Raw genomic sequence first — 19,805 nt, 5'->3', positions numbered from 1 at the left:
CTATAAATATTAAAAAGGGCCTTTAAAGGGCCCTTTTTTTATGTGTTATTTTGATTATTTGGTTACTTTAGATTGTCTATGTCGACTTCGATGACTGGTGTTTGCTGCTCTATTTGACGTTTGAGTTGGCGCAGTTGCTCAACCTCATCTAACAGCTCAAGTATCAATCCAATGGCAGGTACGCTGGCTTCAAAATCACGACTCAATCGCGATGCACGGCGCACTGTCGTCAGCTGATAACCAGTAAACTTCTCATGCTCTGGTACATCATATTCAATGATATTTTCTTCGATTAATTCGATGACCCATTGGCGCTCTTGGCCACAGGCAGAGACCAGTTCATCTAAGCTCATGATGATGTCTGTAAATTCAGTCGAGTGGTTCATAGCTATTATCCTCGTTTTCTCTTTATTTCATCGGTATCGTATTCATCTCTGCTATTCGTCTATTACTTCAGTAATAAATGACAGTTATTCATAATCTTGTTTAACGACTAATATTGATATCAGCAAAGGCTTGCTTTAGCTGCTCATAAGCCTGTCTCGACGCATCACTACTGACATCAGGATTGACGATATTTAAAGTTAGATACAAGTCACCTGCTTGCTTGGCAGGGATACCTTTGCCTTTAAGACGTAAATTGCTACCAGACTTGCTATTCTTAGGAATGGTCACACCAAGCGTACCCGCTGGCGTACTGATGTTGATTTTTTCACCCAATGCCGCTTCCCACGGTGCAATATTCACGGTTTGATAAACGTCTGCGCCTTCTATACGAATATTGGCATCATGACGAATTTTAACCTTCAAAAACAAATCGCCATTTTTGCCATTACTGCTACCAGCAGCACCTTGCCCTGCTAAACGAATTTGCTTACCGTCAGTAATACCTTTAGGGATTTTTATCTTAAGGGTTTTATTGTCGTAGTCGACATTACCATTGGGCTGACGAACAGGGACGTTTAGCTTAATGCTATAGTCGTCGCCACTATAGACTGAAGATAAATCAACGGTAATCTCGGCATGCTGATCTTGACCTTTGCTATCTTGCGTCCCAAAGCCGCCACCAAATTGATCGAAGCCGCTGCTTTGAGAGCGACTGCCCGTTTGTCCACCAGTTGACCCACGTGCGCCGCGACCAAATGCTGAAAAAATGTCATCGAAGCGAAAACCACCATCACCAAAGGCCTCACCGTCACCAAACTGATCTTTGATATCTTCCCAGCGAAAACCACCTTGACCTGCGCCGGTTTGCCCACTGCCCCCAAACCCACTTGATCTATTTTGACCCGCGAACGGATTATTGAGCATAGCGTCATATTCAGCGCGCTTTTCTTTATCTCTGATCGTTTCGTAAGCGTTGTTTATTTCTGCAATCTTATTATCAGCATCTGGATGATCACTGACATCGGGATGGTATTGACGAACGAGCTTACGGTATTTTTTTTTGATATCAGCGTCTGAGGCGTCTTTTTTGACCCCTAAAATGTCATAGTAGTTTTTCTCTGCCATGTTATTTTCCCCAAAATAAAAACATATTAGTGGTATCAGTCTGCCAATTTCAAACGATACGGTATAAATGGCTACTAAATTTTGCTATAGCAACTTTTTGTAGCCTACTTATCATCATAACAATAATTACAACAAACACCGTTATATAAATATTACCAGTAATGATGCCAAGCGATAGCAGCATCTATCGTATTTGAATCACCTAACACTACGCTATTATCGGCCATCACAGTGTCTGAATACGTCACTATAAGTCTGGCGTCGTTATTCTTTGATAGCTGCTGGCGTAATATCAATTTGGCAACATCAATAGCAGTGCGCCCTTCTCGCTTTGAAGTTACGTAAGACAATTCAGCACTTTGGTTATTACGTTTCATACGTAAGCCAAGCTCAATACCGATATCTGCGTGTCTATCTTGATCATGGACCGTCGCATTGACCATACCATAGCCAAGTATATGTTTACCAAACTTAGCGCCTGCGCCAACGCCAGCTTGTGCGTAAGGGCTATGCCGATTGCCAGTAAACATGTCTGTACGAGCGCCTGTTTTCAATTGCCAAGACAGTTTAGGTTCGCCCGATAACGGTTGTCTAAGATCTTCAATCTGCTGCATGTCTAAAAACACGAAATCCGTCAATGTCCATTGATGCATATCAAAGCTATAACCCAGTGACGCTTTTACGGCTTCAAAACGTTTATCAATATCTGTATGAGCGTTCAGTGGGTCTTTTACAAATAACGATAAACCAACTTCTGCCCTCTCCTCAGATAAAACGACGGTAGTCTGCGTGGTTTTGTTACTCAATGCTGGAGAGGGTTTTTTCGATACAGTCAGCTGAGCCAAACCATTGCTAGCTGGTAGCGCAAAACGCTGACTGAGCAATTCGCTTTTGAGAGCTCGCTGCTTCAGTGTATTGTCTTGTGTGATTTTATAAGTACGATGTAAGATCAGAAAATCAAGCGCAACTGCCTTATCGTCCGCGTTTAAAGTAGCAAGCGGGGCAGTGCTTTCTGTACGAATGACAGAGTTTATGACGGCTTGTATTGGCTTAGATAACTGTACAAACTTCTCGCGCAGTTGCGTTTGTTCAGAGGGCAAATAGCGTACTGAAGACACTAAGGAATCAGCGCCGTTGTCGTGTTCTAATAGCTGATCGAATACATAGTCTGGCGCATACCAAGGACCTACTCGCTCAGTCGTTTTTATGTCGCTTATCAGCTCAAGTATCTCTCCTGAGCGATAACCACAATTTTGTTTGATAAAATAATAGTCAAATCGAGCAGACTTTGCTTCGTACAAATGATAGTTCAATAATTGTGTTTCAAAAGCATCTAGATTGAGCACGTACTCCCACATATCACGTTGCTCGTTCTTGGAATATACCGCGTCTTGTTTAAAAAATTCCGTCTCTGAAAACCCAGCATCATAAAACCCAAATAGTCCTTTTAGCGCGTACATTGCACCGTTCTCATTTTCTGGAATACGAGCGCCGAAGTTGTATGAATTATTAAGTAAGTCCTCGCTAGATAGCTCTCTAACATCACTGTTCGTATTATTTATATTATCTATAGACGTGTTGGTTTTGACCAGTACATGACCAAATGAAGAAGCTGGGTTTTTTAAATAGCTGCTTACTAGGATCAGGCTTATTTCTTGATTCGCATCGGGTAATTTTGAGCAGTTTTTGAGATCGACGTTCAGCTCTGGTAAATGATGATTAAGCCATAAATATCTGGCTGGATACTTACACACCACGCCCTCATTATTTATTTGGTCTATCGTTGCTATAAGCTCTGCATAGGGATCAAAATTGCGTTTTGAACGAGGCTTAGGATTGCTCAAATAAAAATCTGGTGAGATGACTTCAGCCTTGCCATTTTTATAAAACAATAAATGTTGCCACTGGGAGTGCTTAGCCAATGATTTTAGTTTTATGGGGTCAATAGCGGTATCTTTTTGAGAGTTCCGGTTTTGCTCTTGTATCTGCGATTCAGTGAGTCGTTGTACGCTTGGCTCAATATCTGACAAGTTCTCGCGATCACTTAAAGTCATGTCTGCTGCGATAGCCGAATCATTACTAGAAGAGAACTTATTTTCGTTATCTACTATTACTGGATCTGAAGCATAGGCATTCGTTTCATCAACTTCCGCATTGCAAATAGTCGTTGCAGCCAAACAGGCCACCCATAAAAACATCTTTTGCATTTTATTTAGATACCATAAATACATGAGCAATAAAAAACACGTAAGCACTAGGTTTACGTGTTTTTATCATTAAATCATCAAAAGTTTGAGTATTAAACTAAAAACTTAATACCTAGCACTTTCAATATTTAGATAGCACAGCTTTGCTTAACGATGCTAAATAGAGTCTCAGCATTTTGATCTTGCGTAGCAGTACGATAGGCAGAAGTCTGAGTATATTGACCATACTGTGCGCGTACGCTAGCGGCTGAATCACAGTTAGCAACACTTTGTAGGGCAGATAAATGAGCACCTTGGCCTGAAGCTAGATCTTTTTCAACACTTGGGAAGGCTTCTTTAATCAAAACCGCAGCTCTAACGTTACCACCTTGGCAAGTTTCAGGAGACATAGAGTCAGAAGTAGCAGCCGTAGTACCTAAATCCCAAGTCACGTTAGAGATAATAGCTAAGATAGGGCTAGAATTACCAAACAAAGCACCACCAATACCACACTGCTTATAAATCTGCTCGATAGTGCGACCAGTTTCTGCCGTTTTAAATTTAGAGCCAAGATCAGCATTCGCTGTACTAAACGGAATCATTGCCGCGACAACTGAAGCGAACGCAATTTTTTTCAACATAAAACTTCCTCGAAAGACGATAAAAAATAAATTATTTGACCAAATATCAAACTTATCATGAGTATATTTGATAGATACTCTAGAATAATGTCTAACCTTATCCATTCTACAAAATAGTAAGAATATAGCAAGGTTTTTTTACATTATATTATCTATTTCTAAATAACGTTTCATAACGATAATTATGCTATATCGATAGATTTGGTCTTTATATATTACCTATTTATATTACGTTGTTGGCTTTCCAGTATTTTGTCGGCTTCTTTATGAGAATCACTCTTTATAAGTCTAATTTTAGTACCTACGTCATCATTATTCTTGCTAAAAAATAGCTATTTTTCCTTAAAAAACAGGTATTTGACCTCGTGAGTTTTTTACACGGCAGTAATAATATGACAAGCTAGCTCTTGTAGAATCCCCTATTATTCATACTCATAGGGAGTATAGATAACGTAGGCAAGAGCATCTGTCTATTTTATTAATTGCTTAAAGGTATTAAATGTCTTATTTAATCAAGTCTTTGGTTGTCACTTTATCGCTACTACTTAGCACCACAGTTTTCGCAGCCAATACCAGTTATTACGGTAGTAAGTTTCATGGTAAGCGCACAGCGAGTGGCAGTATCTTCAACATGAACTCTCTAACCGCTGCACATCGCACGTTACCGTTCGGCACGAAAGTACAAGTAACCAATCAAAAGACAAAGCAGAGCGTAATTGTAAAAATCACGGATAGAGGACCTTTTATTAAAGGTCGTATCCTTGATTTATCAAAAGCTGCTGCTGGTGAAATAAACTGTCAGCTTTGTACGACCACGATGGAAATACTGTCGTACGGCGATGGCAAATATCGTAAGGAATAATGTAATAAAAAAGGGATGGCTTATGCCATCCCTTTTTTATGTCTGCTTATATCACTAACTATCTAGAATGCTTTATACGAACTTAGCTTCCATCTCTTCTAAAGTGGTCATTGATAGTAGTAACTTCTCCTCATTATCACTATGCTGCTGCTGTAGCGCTGTTTGCTCATTGAGTAATACAAGTAAGTCAGACTTACGGCTCTCTTCATACAATGCTGTATCAGCCAGTTTTTCTTCAAGCGTTACAAGCTGCTTATCAATCTTAGCCAATGTCTTTTCTATTTCTTCTATCTCGCGGCGGATAGGTGCTGTCATTTTACGTTGTTCAGCGGCTAGCTTACGCTGCTCTTCTTTACTAAGTGCAGGCGTCGCAGCTTTACTGTTTGACGAGTTATCAGATGACTTGTTGCTTGCTTGGCTATTATCTGTTTCACGTGAAACAAACTTCTTGCTCTCTTTTTTGCTTTTTTTCTTACCAGTATTTTTATCTGATGCATTCTCCTGCTTGCGCTTCTCTGCTAGCCATTTACCATAGTCACCAATGTCACCATCGAACTCTTCGATGATGCCATCATGTACCAGATACAGCTCATCACAGACATTGGCAATTAGTTCTCGATCATGCGATACCAGTACCACTGCGCCTTTGAAGCCTTGTAAGGCGATAGTCAATGCTTGACGCATTTGTAAGTCTAAATGGTTGGTTGGCTCATCGAGTACAAGGACGTTTGGACGTTGCCAAACGATCAATGCTAGCGTTAGACGTGCACGCTCACCACCTGAGAATAGCTCACTTGGTGTATCAATACGCTCACCGCGGAAGTCAAAGCTACCCAGAAATGAACGTAGCATCGCATCAGAGGTTTTACCTGCTAGGCGACGTAGCATCTCTATAGGCGTGGCTTTGGCATCTAGGATATCCATTTGATGCTGATTGAAATAGCCTAGCTTTAGGGTATCCGAAACACGATATTTCCCTGTTAGTACGCCAAGTTCACCGACTAATGCTTTAATCAACGTTGATTTACCAGCGCCGTTCATACCCAATAAACCAAGACGGGTATCGGGTGTTACCTGTACATTGGCATTGTGTAGAAGCGGTGTATCGCTATAGCCAATATCTGCGTTGGTCAGCTCAATCAGCGGTGAGCTCATGTTTGCAGGCTCATAGAACTGGAACGAGAAAGGGTTATCAGCCATCATTGGTGATAGCTCTGCCATGCGCTCTAACTGCTTAATACGACTCTGTGCTTGCTTGGCTTTACTGGCTTTAGCACGGAAACGACGAATAAAGTCATCCAAGTGAGCCTTGGTCGCTTCTTGCTTTTCAAACGCTTGCTGCTGCTGCGCCATACGCTCGTGACGGGTACGAATGAACTGCTGATAGTTACCAGTATAAAGGGTAATTTTTTGTTGCTCTACATGCAAGATATGACCGACTGTCGCGTCTAAAAATGCTTGGTCATGCGAGATCACAATGACCAGACCCATATAGGCATTGATCCATGTTTCAAGCCACAAGATAGCGTCCAAGTCCAAATGGTTGGTTGGCTCATCGAGTAACATTAAGTCAGCACGGCTCATCAAGGTTTTGGCGAGGTTTAAGCGCATACGCCAACCACCAGAAAACCCTTCTACAGGCAGCTCATGCTGGCTAGTCTTAAAACCAAGACCTGCCATAATTTGCGCCGCTTTGGTCGGCGTACGATATCCGTCGATTTCATCAAACTGCTGGTGTAGCACACCAATTTGCTCATCACTGACACTGCTCAAATCATTTAGCGCAGCATTAATTTCATACCACTGCTCATCACCGCTCAATACATAATCGATTGCAGACTGCGTCGTAGCACCAACTTCCTGCGCCATGTGCGCCACATGCCAGCTATCAGGAATACTGACTTCACCTTTATCAAGGGTGACCTCTGTATCGCCTGTACCCATCTGCGTCAGTAGTAGCGCAAATAAGGTAGATTTGCCTGTGCCGTTGTTGCCCGTCAGTCCAACTTTGTGACCTGGATGGAGCTGAAAGCTTGCACCTGCAAACAATTCACGACCATCACGGCGAACACCAACGTCTTTAAATTCGATCATATAATTTCTTCATCTCAACAATAATATAGATATAGGGCAATAAGAAACACACATAGGGTATGCCAACTGGCGGCTATTATTTCAAACGCTTGCCCCATAGGCAAACAATTAAATAACTATTTCAAAACTAAGTATTTATTATGCTAAACACCTTAAGTTGCACAAGCGACTCTTGAGCTCATACATGGTTGTTACTATTATAAAGGTTATGACCGTAAAATACCGTAATATGACTAATAAGCTTTAAGACTGTCTAATATTATTAAGTAGTGTTTTATACAGTCACACGCTATCATTTTTTTATTCTGATTATTGGTTTAGCCCATTGACGCAGTTATTTTGAACAACACAATATCAAAATTGGGACACTGTCATTTATTAGGGCGTGTCCTCAATTCAAACGAGTGCCCTCTAAATGGGCTAAAAACAGCTAAATTTTGCCAAACATCGTCAAATAGTTGGTCAATATCTCGATATTATCTGCACTATTTTCCTCGTTTGACGGCAATTTATCTCATTTTTATCACCATTTTTAAAATGAGGACACGCCCTAGTAATAATTCAATAGTTGCATCACTCTTGACAAACGAATCAGCACCCCCATTATGATATACTGCTAAAAGATAAGTGCCCACTATCAATAGAGCCAATAAAATATTGTGGTGGCACAAATACTATTTTGAAATTGCACAAACAGCTTATAATGCACCAATAGCTTTGCCATAATGACAGCACCCAATTAAATCAAACGCCGTGCGTATCTTTATTTGCAAGTACCCTATTGCAAACCCAAACAGGACGACGACCGCATTTGATCCTAGCAACTGAGGTAGATATGAACGAATCAGCCAACCAATTTAGTCCAAGCTCAAGCCAACCAGTAGACCCAACCGTATTAAGCCTAACTGATAGTGCGGCGCAAAAAGTACGCCGTCTACGCGAAGAAGAAGGCGATAGCGATCTTATGTTACGTGTCTATGTGACAGGTGGCGGTTGTTCTGGTTTCTCTTACGGGTTTAACTTTGCCAACGATCTAAACGAAGACGATGCCAATTTTGATAATGGTGATGTGACGTTAGTCGTCGATTCGCTAAGCTATCAATACTTGCAAGGCTCGACCGTTGATTATACTGAAGGACTGGAAGGGGCACGTTTTGTCGTGACCAATCCAAATGCCACGACCACTTGCGGCTGCGGTTCGTCATTCTCTATATAAGCCAAATAGACGCGGTCGCGCTATGATTATTCAGATAATGCGATAGTGTGCCAATACTATGTCAAATGGCTTGTAGGCATAATGAACAAAGCATCTATCTCTCAGGTAGATGCTTTTTTTATCAAACTGTCTGGCCAGAATAACGCTATATTCAAGATGAATTTGTATTAAAAACAGGGTCAAAACCCTCACAAATCGCTTTGCCTAAAGCTTATCGTATTTGTAATTGTCCGTGGTTTTCAAGACAGCTTTGAGCTAAACTGACGGAATTATTGACCTAACATTTACCTATTTTATGGACAAACGCTTATCGTGTTTTGATCCACCATAATAAATAACAATAGATGACTATTATGAGTAATTTTGCGAGTAGCTTTGTTAATTTCGAGATCCCTAATTGGTTTGATAGCCAACACTTAACGGGTATGCTCCGCGGTATTGAAAAAGAGGGCCTGCGAGTAAAGCCTGATGGTTTCTTGGCACAGACCCCGCATCCAGCCAAACTTGGGTCAAAACTTACCCATCCTTTTATTACTACCGATTACTCAGAAAGCCTGCTTGAGCTCATCACTGAACCAAAATCCTCACCAAAAGAAACCCTTAATATGCTGCGCCAATTGCACGTATTGGTCTATCAGGGCATACCTGAAGGTGAGTTGATGTGGCCATTATCGATGCCTTGCATGTTGTCTTCTAAAGACGAAGATATCCCACTAGCTGATTATGGTAGCTCTAATACGGGTAAGCTAAAAACCCTATATCGTAGTGGCCTTGGTATCCGCTATGGTCGCCGCATGCAGACGATTGCTGGTCTACATTACAACTTATCTTTTGGTGATACGTTGTTTGAGACATGGCAAGCCAAAACGCCGACCGCACAAAGCCAAACATTGACAGAGTTCAAAAACGAAAAATACCTAGGGTTGATTCGTAACTTTAAACGTCTGACCAGCCTTGTTTTGTATTTGCTAGGTGCCAGTCCAAGCGTTTGTCCTTGTTTCTTGGCAGGGCGTGAGCACGATTTAGAGCTATTGAACGACTCAACCTACTATAAACCGACTGCCACCAGTCTGCGTATGGGTAAGCTTGGCTACACCAATAGCGTGCAAGAGCAGCTAGATATTCGTTATAACTATTTGCCAGAGTATGTCGCTGGACTACGCCGCGCGATCCAAACACCGCATGAGAGCTTTGCCAAGCTTGGTCTGGAAGATGAAGATGGCAACCCAATTCAGATCAATAATCATATCCTTCAGATAGAAAATGAATACTATAGCCCTATCCGTCCTAAGCAAATTGCGATGAGTGGTGAGACACCAACCGAAGCGCTTGAGCGTCGCGGTATTGCTTACGTTGAGTTTCGTGCGATTGATCTTGATCCTTATAGCGATGTTGGTATTCGTCTCTCTAGTGCTTGCTTTTTAGAAGTGATGGCGCTCTACTGTCTATTCAGCGATTCACCTGATTTGCTGCCTGAAGAAGAAGAAGCACTCGCTATTAACCTAGAGCGTGTGGTCAACGAAGGTCGCCGTGAAGGTCTGCACATCATCAATAACGGTCAAGAGCAATCGCTTGAGGGCTGGATGCTGATGCATTTGGAGCGTATGCAGCCACTTGCTGCATTGCTAGATGCTCATTATGGTGGCAATGACTACCGTGCTGCAGTGGCATTGATGCAAGGCAAAGCCGGACATTCTGAGTCGACTATCTCTGCACAAGTAAATTCCGACAGCAAACGCTTAGGTAGTCTATGGCAGCTTGGTTTTACATTAGCGCAGCAGCATCGCGAGTCATTATTGCAGCAGACTCTCAGTCCAAACACCCAAGCGAAATACGAAGTATTGGCAGAAAAGTCTATCTTGCAGCAGGCTGAGATTGAGAAGTCTGAGACAGAAGACTTTATGGACTTTTTACAGCAGTATCGCTAAACCTGATTGCATCCTAACCTCTGTATAGATGAAACCATAAGAGTAACGCACCATGCGACAGCTGACCACTTACCGTAACTTACAAATATTTTTAGTATTGATGGCCATAATAGGCATGAGCTTTGCACTGTTTTATTTACAGCGGCATCTAGGGCTTTCGCCTTGCCCGCTCTGTATTTTTCAGCGTATTGGTCTAATAGTCATGGGCGGTTTTGCCCTGATATCAGCATTGTTTAGTCCAAAATCCAAAGTGGTGAAGTTGCTATTATGGCTTGGTAGTTTGGCAGGTATTGGCTGGTCTACTGCTGTGGCTATACGCCATGTTTGGCTACAGCACCTACCTGCCGATCAAGTACCGTCATGCGGCCCAGGCTTGGACTATTGGCTAGATACCTTGCCTATGTTGCAAGTGCTCAAAGAAGTATTTGCAGGTTCTGGCGAATGCGCCTCTGTTGATTGGACGCTTATGGGATTAAGTATCCCTGAGCAGTCGTTGATTCTATTCAGTGTGCTGCTGATCGTACATGTCTTAATATTAATGCGTATCGTAAAATCTTCCAAGTAGTATCTTATGACTCAATAAGACGTTAGGTTTCTTTCCTAGTTCCGCTTTTAAAATAGACATTGCTATCTTCGATACAATGTCTATTTTTTTGTCTACTATTAACCCGCCCTTACAACCCATATTAGCGTTACCAACAGGTATCGCTAATGTCAACTTATGCCTTTTAGATATAAGGCCAACAACAAAAAGCCCACAGAGATATTTTCAAGCCTTTGATATCTTTAGTCAGCTTACCTTATAAACGGATAAGCATTAGATATTTGTCGCTTTCTACTCATAAGCTATCTGTATTTTGAATATAAGATAATGCTATCAAGTTCTTAATTTATATTATTACTACGCGCCCATGCCTTATTATCCTTATCTTTGACAATGGCTTTACGTTGTCGATAGTATAGATGAGCTTGAAAAATACTTGTTAAAAACTGTTTTTGGTATGACCATGATATATTTTGCTCCCGTTCGCTCTACTACGCTTGCTATCGTAAAACGGTGGCGTCCTTCGTTACTGGTAGCATCACTATGCGTGCTACTCGTAGGCTGTGATAGTGCCTCGTCCAATACCGATAAAGACATGGTATCGACGTTCGCGTCGACTGGTTCTGAATCACAGGAGGCTTCACAATCATTGCAAGATGACAATGCTAGAAATGCTGAGCTAGCGAATGATGATGAAACAGGCGAAATGGTGGAAGGGCAATCATTAATTGCTGCTGCTCAGTCAAATAAAGATACCTATGCAGACAGCTCTATGGAGCGATCAGAAGCGAAAAGCAGTATGCTGCAAGCAACATTGATGGGCGATTATGGCGGCATGGTCTCTTGTACAGATTGCGACAGTATCGATGTCACATTGAACTTATTCGCTGATGGTTCCGTACTAAAAACAAGTTATTATCATAATCCTGAAAAACCAAAAACACCTCTACTCGAATCGGGCATCTACCGACAAGACAATGATAAAATCACCATTGTCTATGAAGGGAAAAATATCGAGACCTACCATATCCAAGACAATCATTTGATACGGATCGATGAGCACGATAATTTAGAGGATGACTATACGTTATCTCGCAAATAAAAACGTCATCATGCTGACTGTTAGTGGCGTATCTCTACATACTAAAACAGCCAAATTACATTAGCTACATAACGCCTACTTGTTAGGCGTTTTTTATTGGTCATCGAACAGGGTTTACTTTACAATGATTGCTTGTTTGCCAAGCTGATAGGTTGATCATTGTTTATCAAAGTGGTTATTTTTACTGACGACAGCTAGGCACTTCACACTTTATTTTATCAGCTCTCTATTCTTTTCATTCAAGCGCGTACGGAACGTCTATGCATATTCATATCCTTGGTATTTGTGGTACTTTTATGGGCTCACTGGCATTGCTAGCACGTGCGCTTGGGCATACGGTCACAGGTTCAGATGCCAATGTCTATCCTCCTATGTCCACTCAACTCGAAAATGCTGGCGTGACTATCGAAGAGGGCTACCTGGTAGAGCACTTGCAACCAACGCCAGACTTAGTTGTCGTTGGGAACGCGATGAAGCGCGGCATGGATGTGATTGAGTATATGCTAGATAATGGCTTGCGCTATACCTCAGGTCCGCAGTTCTTATCTGAGCAAGTATTGCAGTCACGCCACGTAATCGCCGTTGCAGGTACGCATGGTAAGACCACAACCACGACTATGCTTGCGTGGATATTACATTATGCTGGTATTGATGCAGGGTTTTTGATTGGCGGTGTGCCATTGGTTGATACGACTGACGAGCACTTACAGCAAGTGTTTGCCCATAGCAGCTATTTGGGTGCTGATAAAAGCGATGATGATAAATCTGGTTATTTTGTGATTGAAGCAGATGAGTACGATTCTGCCTTCTTTGATAAGCGTTCGAAGTTCGTTCACTATCGTCCGCGTACTGCTATTTTGAATAACCTTGAGTTTGATCATGCAGATATCTTCGCAGATCTTAATGCGATACAAACTCAGTTCCACCATATGGTGCGTATGATTCCAAGCACTGGCAAAATTATCATGCCAGCCGCGACCATCAGTTTAGAAGATACGCTAGCGAAAGGGGTTTGGACACCTATTTGGCGTACTGCTGTCATCGACTCTACTTTAGCTGATACCAGCGAAAATGCGCGTGCTCTAAAAGATAGTAGCGATTGGCAGGCTGAGCTGATTCAAGAAGACGGTAGTAAGTTCAAAGTCAGTTTTGCCGCTAATGAAGATGCCTCTGCTATCGTAAACTGGTCAATGAGCGGCATCCATAACGTCAATAACGCGTTAGTTGCTGTAGCTGCGGCCTATGATGTTGGTGTCAGTGTTGAGACTGCTTGTGCTGCTTTATCAGATTTCGCTGGTATCAAGCGCCGGATGGAACTGATTGGCGACGTCAATGACATTTTAGTCTTTGATGATTTTGCCCATCATCCAACAGCTATTACAACCACATTGGATGGTGCCAAAAAGAAGCTGTCTGATAGACGCATTTGGGCTATCATTGAGCCGCGTAGCAACACTATGAAAATGGGTATTCATCAAGACAGCTTGGCTCAATCAGCGGCACTTGCTGACTACACATTATGGTACGAGCCTACCGGTTTGGAATGGGGCTTAAAAGAGGTCATCGAACAAGCTAAGTCTACTAGCGACTCTATCGGCAACCAACAAGTGCTATCAAGCATTGATGCTATCATTGAGCATATCAGCGGTCATGCAAAAGCAGGTGATGCGATTGTGGTTATGTCAAATGGCGGTTTTGAAGGGATTCATCAGCGTTTATTAACCGCATTGCATAATGGCTAACGCTTTTAGCTAGAATCAAGAAATAGCTTTTCTTATTTTTCTCTATACAAACGCAGCTCATCTAATAGATGGCTGCGTTTTTTATTTCTAATATTTATATAACTTCACTATATGAGTTCAGTACTACAGGTACCACATTGACAAACGCCGTTAGCACCACTGCTACCTCTGTAACCTTTCGTTTACTTATTGCCCTTACTCAATAGCAAATCGGACTTTTTCCTCACATAGCCCCTACAGTAGTAACATTTTATGCTTACTTTTGCGTTCAGGGAGTGTTTACAATAGATTTATCAAAACTTGTAACACATTATAAATATTAATAATATTAGGAGAATAACATGAGCTTCATTTGGATGATTATTGTAGGTTTAGTTGCAGGTTTATTAGCACGTGCAATTAAGCCGGGCAACGACCCTATGGGTTGGATTATGACTATCGTATTGGGTATCGTTGGTGCAATGCTAGGTGGTTTCCTAGCTGGCTTAATCGGTATTAACGCTGATGGTGGTTTCACTGGTCTTATATTCTCAGTGATTGGTGCAATTATCCTACTGTTCCTATATGAAATGATTGTAAACAAACGCCGTGCATAATTGGTCATAAATGATTACTAGCTAATTAAAATACTATATAAACAAAGCCTTGCGTTAAGCAGGGCTTTTTTATGCCATTTATCATCGAAATTTAGTCTTTCTATATACATATAGCATCATATGACTGCGAAAGTATTGATAAGCATTACTTTTGTCCCCATTTATCTTATAATATCAACCCTATTTTGTCCTTATCATTGAGGTGAGCGTTATGGCACTACTCCCTATCTTAAGTTACCCAGATCCTCGCTTGCGTACCATCGCCAAGCCTGTCAAGGAAGTGACTGCTGAAATCAAAACCTTAATCGCAGACATGATCGAGACGATGTATGATGCTCAAGGCATCGGGCTTGCAGCCAGTCAAGTGGATCATCATATTCAGCTTATCGTTATGGATTTGTCTGAAGACAAAAGCTCTCCTAGAGTTTTTATCAACCCAAAAGTCACGCCACTGGTAGAAGAAAAGCAACCGTATGAAGAAGGCTGCTTATCTGTACCTGATGTCTATGACAAAGTCGAACGTCCTAATAAAGTCCGTATTGAAGCGTTAGACGGTAACGGTGAGGTCATCGACGAAGTAGTCGAAGGACTGCTTGCTGTTTGTATCCAGCATGAAATGGATCACCTAAATGGCGTAATCTTCGTTGACTACTTGTCTCGTCTTAAACAGACTCGTGCTCGTGATAAAGTTCGCAAAGTTCTTAAAATACGCGAAAAGCAAGAAGCTCAATCAGCAGAAAAACAGACACAAGCCGTCAATTCTTAAAGCCCTACTCTTTATTCTTATCTTTTTTATTTCGTCTTTATCCTTCACATAGTTACGTCACAGTGAGTGTTAATATTTAGCATTCACCGTTTGGCGATAATTTTTCTAACCGATACAGTTTCCACAAAAGGTTTACTACTATGACAATGATCAAAATTGACCAATATTTTGAACCTGCCAGCTGGCAGAAATTTACCAAGGCTGCTGAAGGTCGCGAGACGCCTTTCTTGGTAGTTGACCTTAGTCGAATCGAAACCAAATACCATGAAATGGTAAGTCTGTTTCCTAATGCAAAACTGCATTATGCAATGAAAGCTAGCCCTGCGGTGGAAGTAATCGATTTACTAGCAAACCTTGGTTCTAACTTTGACTGTGCCTCTATTTATGAGCTTGATCGCGTGCTTGGTTGCGGCGTTGAGCCATCTCGTATCTCGTATGGCAACACCATCAAAAAAGCTGAGCATGTTAAATATGCTTTTGAGAAAGGCATCGATCTATATGCGACTGACTCAGAAGCAGATCTAAAAAACATTGCCAAACACGCTCCAGGTTCTAAAGTATTTGTGCGTATCTTGGTTCAAGGCTCAGAGACAGCAGAATGGCCATTGTCACGTAAGTTTGGTTGCCATCCTAATATGGCAATCGACCTACTGGTTCAAGCACGTGAGTTGGGCTTGGTGCCTTATGGTATCTCGTTCCACGTCGGTAGCCAGCAAAAAGACGTCGCTGCATGGGATGATGCATTATCCAAAGTTAAATATATGTTTGACTGGATGAAGAATGAAGAAGGTATCAAGCTACAAATGATTAATTTGGGCGGCGGCTTCCCGACCAATTACATCAGCGAAGTCAACCCTATTAAAGTCTATGCAGAAGAGATTACTAGCTATCTGACTGATGACTATAATGATGACGAAATGCCGGAGATTATTTTAGAGCCGGGTCGTTCGTTGGTTGGTGGTTCAGGCGTGTTGGTCAGTGACGTGGTACTGATCTCTCGTAAGTCTGATACCGATTTGACTCGTTGGGTATATACCGATGTTGGTCTATTCCAAGGCTTAATCGAGACGCTAGGTGAAGCCATCAAGTACCCTGTCTATACGCCTAAGATGGAAACGTCTACTAGTGAAGGCACAGTAGTACTGGCAGGTCCAACTTGTGATTCAACTGATATTATGTATGAAGAAGCTGGCTATCAGCTACCAGAAGAGCTTGAGATTGGTGATAAAATCTATTGGCTCACCACTGGTGCTTATACCAACTCGTACTCATCGGTAGAGTTCAATGGTTTTCCACCGCTAGAAGTGGTCTATATTGACTAGTACTTAATATTGCTCCACAAAAAAGCGCGGCACGGTTAATACCCGTGTCGCGCTTTTTTGTGCTTAACGACTTGATTGTTCAACTAGTCAACTCGCAAAGAAACAGGCACGCTATTATTGTTATTAATAGTTCGGCTACCGTTACTGGTACTACTGCTTGAGTTTTGTGAAATCTGTCCAATCGTCATCCACTGTCCACGTGGCACGATCATCGTACTGTTCAATCTTTGACCTCGAACAGGATTACTAGCACTGCTAGTAGAATTGTCAGTAGAACTCATTTGATTATAAGGTGAATTCGGCTGCACTAAACTTTCTTCCACTTGGGAAAGTTGTACTTCTACCTCCCCGCTAGGCAGCAATCTTGGTGTGACGGCAATCCCTTGTGTCGTTGGCAGTAGTATTTGCTGTTGAATCACAATCTGTGGTTTGAAGTTATCGTTAGCTGAACGATGATAAGTTAAATGGTTATTAGCATTATAGGTTTGAGTTAGCGAGTAGAGCGTACCTGTGCTGATACTCGCCGCACTGCCAGACAATGTTTGTACTTGATATAGATTCTTACCCTGCTGCTGGCTGCTACGCTGACTAATGACCCCTGCACCTTGGATACCACGATTGGTAATAATGACCTGACTTTGCTGAATATTACCTTGCTCGCTACTACTATTGCCAACACGTACAGCGACCGTCAATGCCTGTGGCTGACGGTCAATCTGAGACAATAACTGCTGTACCGCCTCATAATTGCGTGCCGTCGTTCGCAGTACCAATTTATCTTGATAGGTAGTCATCGTGCCACCGTCTGCGCTACTACTTAATAGCTGCCTTACTGCAGGTAACAAACTAGCCCCGCCATAAGTATGGATGACATAAGTTTGAGAGGTGCTGGCTTGTACGGTAATTGGTAGAACCGCTAGACTCAGTGCAAAGGCTGATAGGCTTGCAAGATTGATGGTACAAACAGCACCAATCAGTCTATGACTAATATAACGTTTAATGCTATTCATACCTACTCCCTTGCTGCTATTAAGTCATCGAGCCACCAGTTATAACGCTAAACTTGATCGTCAACCATAAGTAGTTATTAGTCACTTAATCCAAGTACATCTTGCATGTTGTACTGACCTACTTCCTGCTCAACGACCCACGTTGCGGCACGTACTGCACCAGCGGCAAATGTCATGCGCGCGCGTGCACGATGGGTAATCTCGACCACTTCGCCATCTGCGATAAACATCACAGTATGGTCGCCTACGATTTCGCCACCGCGTACCGCGTGGATACCGATTGTCCCAGATTCGCGCTCGCCCGTTTGTCCTTCGCGGCCATAAATAGCAACGTCTTTTAGGTTTTGTCCGCGTGCTTCTGCGACGGCTTCGGCCATCATATATGCCGTACCAGAAGGCGCATCAATTTTGTGTTTATGATGGGCTTCGATGATTTCTACATCAGCATCATTACCAAACGCTTTGGCAGCCATACCGAGTAGCTTCAATGATAAATTAACGCCTGTCGAATAGTTACCCGCATATACGATAGTGATTTTCTCACTTGCTTTTGCCAGTACTCGTTCTTGCTGTTCATTGAATCCTGTCGTCCCGATGACCATAGCGACGTTATGCTCAGCACAAACTTGCATGTTTTTTTCAGTAGCGTCAGGCAAGCTAAAATCAATCAGCACATCGATATCATTAATCACAGCGGCTAAGTCATCAACGATTTGTACATTCAAATGACCGATAGCAGCAACTTCGCCTGCATCAGCACCGACTAGACTAGAGCCTTGACGCTCAATCGCTGCTTTTAATGTAGTTTGCGGGTTATTCTGTACTGCCTCAATAAGCATACGACCCATACGTCCGCCTGCACCGATTACCCCAATATTGATAGATTTATTATTTACTTGTTCGCTCATACTTTTACCTTAGATGCTTTATATTTGGTGAAATTATTTTTGACTATCATTTATCGTAAGTTTAGCAAATATCATCACATGAATGGCTTTTTATACCATCAATAAAAAGCCCAAAGGTTTCATGTGAAACCTTTGGGCTTGGTTTAATATTAGCTACTTAGGTAGACTGTTTCTTAATCGAACAAATCGCCGATTTTTTTGAAGAATGACTTCTTATGTGGCGACTGTTGATGCTTGCTGTCATCATCCAACGTGTCTTGGAATTGGCGTAGCAAGTCTTTTTGCTCACGAGTCAGATTTACTGGCGTTTCGATAACCACACGGCAAATCAAGTCACCTTTCATAGTAGTACGGACTGGCGTCACACCTTTGCCGCGTACACGCAGTAACTTACCGCTTTGCGTACCTTCTGCCACTTTGATTTTTACTTTGCCATCTAAGGTTGGGATTTCGACTTCTTTACCCAATGCTGCATCAGTGATACTTACTGGTACATCCATATATAGGTCAGCACCTTGACGGGTGAATACATTGTGCTGTTTGACCCGTACTTCGACATATAGATCGCCATTTTGCACGCCAGCGCCGCCCGCTTCGCCCTCACCTGCTAGACGAACGCGATCACCATCATCGACGCCTGCAGGGATAGAGACTTCTAACGTGCGTGATTTGTCTTTTACGCCATTGCCATGACAGTCCGAACAAGGGTTTTTGATCTGTTTACCAGTACCGCCGCAATGAGGACAAGCTTGCTGTACCGCAAAGAAACCTTGCTGCATACGTACTTGACCTTGGCCATGACAAGTCTGACAGGTAACCACATCAGACGCATTTTTTGCCCCTTTACCATCACAGGTATCACAAGGCGCAGGAGCCGTGAAACTGATTTCTTTTTTGCAGCCACGTACAGCTTCTTCTAATGTCAGCTCAATCACATAACGCAAGTCAGAGCCGCGACGCGAACGCCCACCGCCGCCGCCACGTTGCTGACCGAAGATATCACCGAAGTTACCAAAGATATCGCCAAAGATATCTTGGAAGTTGCCGCCACCTGCGCCGCCGAAGCCGCCGCCACCCATGCCGTTTTCAAAGGCTGCATGGCCCATACGGTCGTAGGCTGAACGTTTCTCTTCGTCGCTCAATACTTCATAAGCCATTGAAGCTTCTTTGAATTTGTCTTCCGAATCAGGATCATCAGAGTTGCGATCTGGATGGTATTTCATGGCAAGCTTACGGTAGGCTCGCTTAATTTCTTTGCTGTCAGCGGTCTTGCTGACACCTAATATTTCATAAAAATCGCGCTTACTCATGCTCTCTCCTATCGTCTTTACAGCCACACCGGCTCGTCAAGTCATCAGCTCAATTGATAATTGTCT

Annotated in this window: 17 protein-coding genes; 9 read left to right on the top strand and 8 right to left on the bottom strand. The window is 42.4% G+C overall.

The window, feature by feature from the left end; all coding sequences use genetic code 11:
• Positions 1 to 62: 62 nt before the first annotated feature.
• The 4 genes from I3254_RS09880 to I3254_RS09865 all read right to left on the bottom strand — a co-directional run bounded on the left by I3254_RS09880 (position 63) and on the right by I3254_RS09865 (position 4,339).
• Positions 63 to 386, bottom strand: coding sequence for a chaperone modulator CbpM (locus I3254_RS09880; protein WP_102083164.1), 324 nt, complete (start codon positions 384 to 386; stop codon positions 63 to 65).
• Positions 387 to 486: 100 nt separating this feature from the next.
• Positions 487 to 1,512 (bottom strand): DnaJ C-terminal domain-containing protein, encoded by a 1,026-nt coding sequence (locus tag I3254_RS09875; protein ID WP_238052738.1) that lies wholly within the window; start codon positions 1,510 to 1,512, stop codon positions 487 to 489.
• Positions 1,513 to 1,664: 152 nt separating this feature from the next.
• On the bottom strand, positions 1,665 to 3,719 hold the full coding sequence (locus I3254_RS09870; protein ID WP_238052737.1) for a DUF4105 domain-containing protein: 2,055 nt from the start codon (positions 3,717 to 3,719) through the stop codon (positions 1,665 to 1,667).
• A gap of 128 nt (positions 3,720 to 3,847) precedes the next feature.
• Positions 3,848 to 4,339: a DUF3015 family protein gene (locus tag I3254_RS09865; protein WP_238052736.1), complete on the bottom strand. Its 492-nt coding sequence runs from the start codon at positions 4,337 to 4,339 to the stop codon at positions 3,848 to 3,850.
• Positions 4,340 to 4,838: 499 nt separating this feature from the next.
• Here I3254_RS09865 and I3254_RS09860 point away from each other — a divergent pair, with 499 nt between their 5' ends.
• Positions 4,839 to 5,201 carry a septal ring lytic transglycosylase RlpA family protein gene (locus I3254_RS09860; protein WP_238052735.1) on the top strand — a complete coding sequence of 121 codons (363 nt, stop codon included), beginning with the start codon at positions 4,839 to 4,841 and terminating at the stop codon, positions 5,199 to 5,201.
• A 72-nt stretch (positions 5,202 to 5,273) separates the two neighbouring features.
• Here the strand turns inward: I3254_RS09860 and I3254_RS09855 are convergent, their stop codons facing one another.
• Positions 5,274 to 7,295 (bottom strand): ATP-binding cassette domain-containing protein, encoded by a 2,022-nt coding sequence (locus I3254_RS09855; protein ID WP_238052734.1) that lies wholly within the window; start codon positions 7,293 to 7,295, stop codon positions 5,274 to 5,276.
• An 835-nt stretch (positions 7,296 to 8,130) separates the two neighbouring features.
• Here I3254_RS09855 and erpA point away from each other — a divergent pair.
• The 8 genes from erpA (at position 8,131) to I3254_RS09815 (ending at position 16,511) form a co-directional block, all read left to right on the top strand.
• Positions 8,131 to 8,511, top strand: a complete 381-nt coding sequence (gene erpA, locus I3254_RS09850) for an iron-sulfur cluster insertion protein ErpA (protein ID WP_057757666.1) — start codon at positions 8,131 to 8,133, stop codon at positions 8,509 to 8,511.
• A gap of 353 nt (positions 8,512 to 8,864) precedes the next feature.
• Positions 8,865 to 10,439 (top strand): glutamate--cysteine ligase, encoded by a 1,575-nt coding sequence (gene gshA, locus I3254_RS09845; RefSeq protein WP_238052733.1) that lies wholly within the window; start codon positions 8,865 to 8,867, stop codon positions 10,437 to 10,439.
• A gap of 52 nt (positions 10,440 to 10,491) precedes the next feature.
• Positions 10,492 to 11,004, top strand: a complete 513-nt coding sequence (locus I3254_RS09840) for a disulfide bond formation protein B (RefSeq protein ID WP_238052732.1) — start codon at positions 10,492 to 10,494, stop codon at positions 11,002 to 11,004.
• 442 nt (positions 11,005 to 11,446) lie between these two features.
• On the top strand, positions 11,447 to 12,085 hold the full coding sequence (locus I3254_RS09835; RefSeq protein WP_102078207.1) for a copper resistance protein NlpE N-terminal domain-containing protein: 639 nt from the start codon (positions 11,447 to 11,449) through the stop codon (positions 12,083 to 12,085).
• A gap of 260 nt (positions 12,086 to 12,345) precedes the next feature.
• Positions 12,346 to 13,827, top strand: coding sequence for a UDP-N-acetylmuramate:L-alanyl-gamma-D-glutamyl-meso-diaminopimelate ligase (gene mpl, locus I3254_RS09830; RefSeq protein WP_238052731.1), 1,482 nt, complete (start codon positions 12,346 to 12,348; stop codon positions 13,825 to 13,827).
• 341 nt (positions 13,828 to 14,168) lie between these two features.
• The gene (locus I3254_RS09825; protein WP_057757652.1) at positions 14,169 to 14,423 is read left to right on the top strand and encodes a GlsB/YeaQ/YmgE family stress response membrane protein; all 255 of its coding nucleotides are present in this window, start codon (positions 14,169 to 14,171) and stop codon (positions 14,421 to 14,423) included.
• A 211-nt stretch (positions 14,424 to 14,634) separates the two neighbouring features.
• On the top strand, positions 14,635 to 15,189 hold the full coding sequence (gene def, locus I3254_RS09820) for a peptide deformylase (protein ID WP_057757649.1): 555 nt from the start codon (positions 14,635 to 14,637) through the stop codon (positions 15,187 to 15,189).
• A 146-nt stretch (positions 15,190 to 15,335) separates the two neighbouring features.
• Positions 15,336 to 16,511 carry a type III PLP-dependent enzyme gene (locus I3254_RS09815; protein WP_102078237.1) on the top strand — a complete coding sequence of 392 codons (1,176 nt, stop codon included), beginning with the start codon at positions 15,336 to 15,338 and terminating at the stop codon, positions 16,509 to 16,511.
• A gap of 83 nt (positions 16,512 to 16,594) precedes the next feature.
• Here the strand turns inward: I3254_RS09815 and I3254_RS09810 are convergent, their stop codons facing one another.
• The 3 genes from I3254_RS09810 to dnaJ all read right to left on the bottom strand — a co-directional run bounded on the left by I3254_RS09810 (position 16,595) and on the right by dnaJ (position 19,739).
• A complete protein-coding gene (locus I3254_RS09810) occupies positions 16,595 to 17,521 on the bottom strand; it encodes a hypothetical protein (protein WP_238052730.1) in 927 nt (308 codons plus the stop codon).
• 77 nt (positions 17,522 to 17,598) lie between these two features.
• The gene (gene dapB, locus I3254_RS09805; RefSeq protein WP_238052729.1) at positions 17,599 to 18,429 is read right to left on the bottom strand and encodes a 4-hydroxy-tetrahydrodipicolinate reductase; all 831 of its coding nucleotides are present in this window, start codon (positions 18,427 to 18,429) and stop codon (positions 17,599 to 17,601) included.
• Positions 18,430 to 18,602: 173 nt separating this feature from the next.
• Complete coding sequence (dnaJ, locus tag I3254_RS09800; RefSeq protein WP_057757637.1) at positions 18,603 to 19,739, bottom strand: molecular chaperone DnaJ; 1,137 nt, start codon at positions 19,737 to 19,739, stop codon at positions 18,603 to 18,605.
• Between the last annotated feature and the right edge of the window lie 66 nt (positions 19,740 to 19,805).

The sequence above is a fragment of the Psychrobacter sp. Ps2 genome (assembly GCF_022129405.1).
In the GTDB taxonomy this organism is placed as follows: Bacteria; Pseudomonadota; Gammaproteobacteria; order Pseudomonadales; family Moraxellaceae; genus Psychrobacter.
The sequence above is the reverse complement of the archived record's forward strand: the minus strand, read 5'-3'. Positions and strand labels throughout refer to the sequence as shown.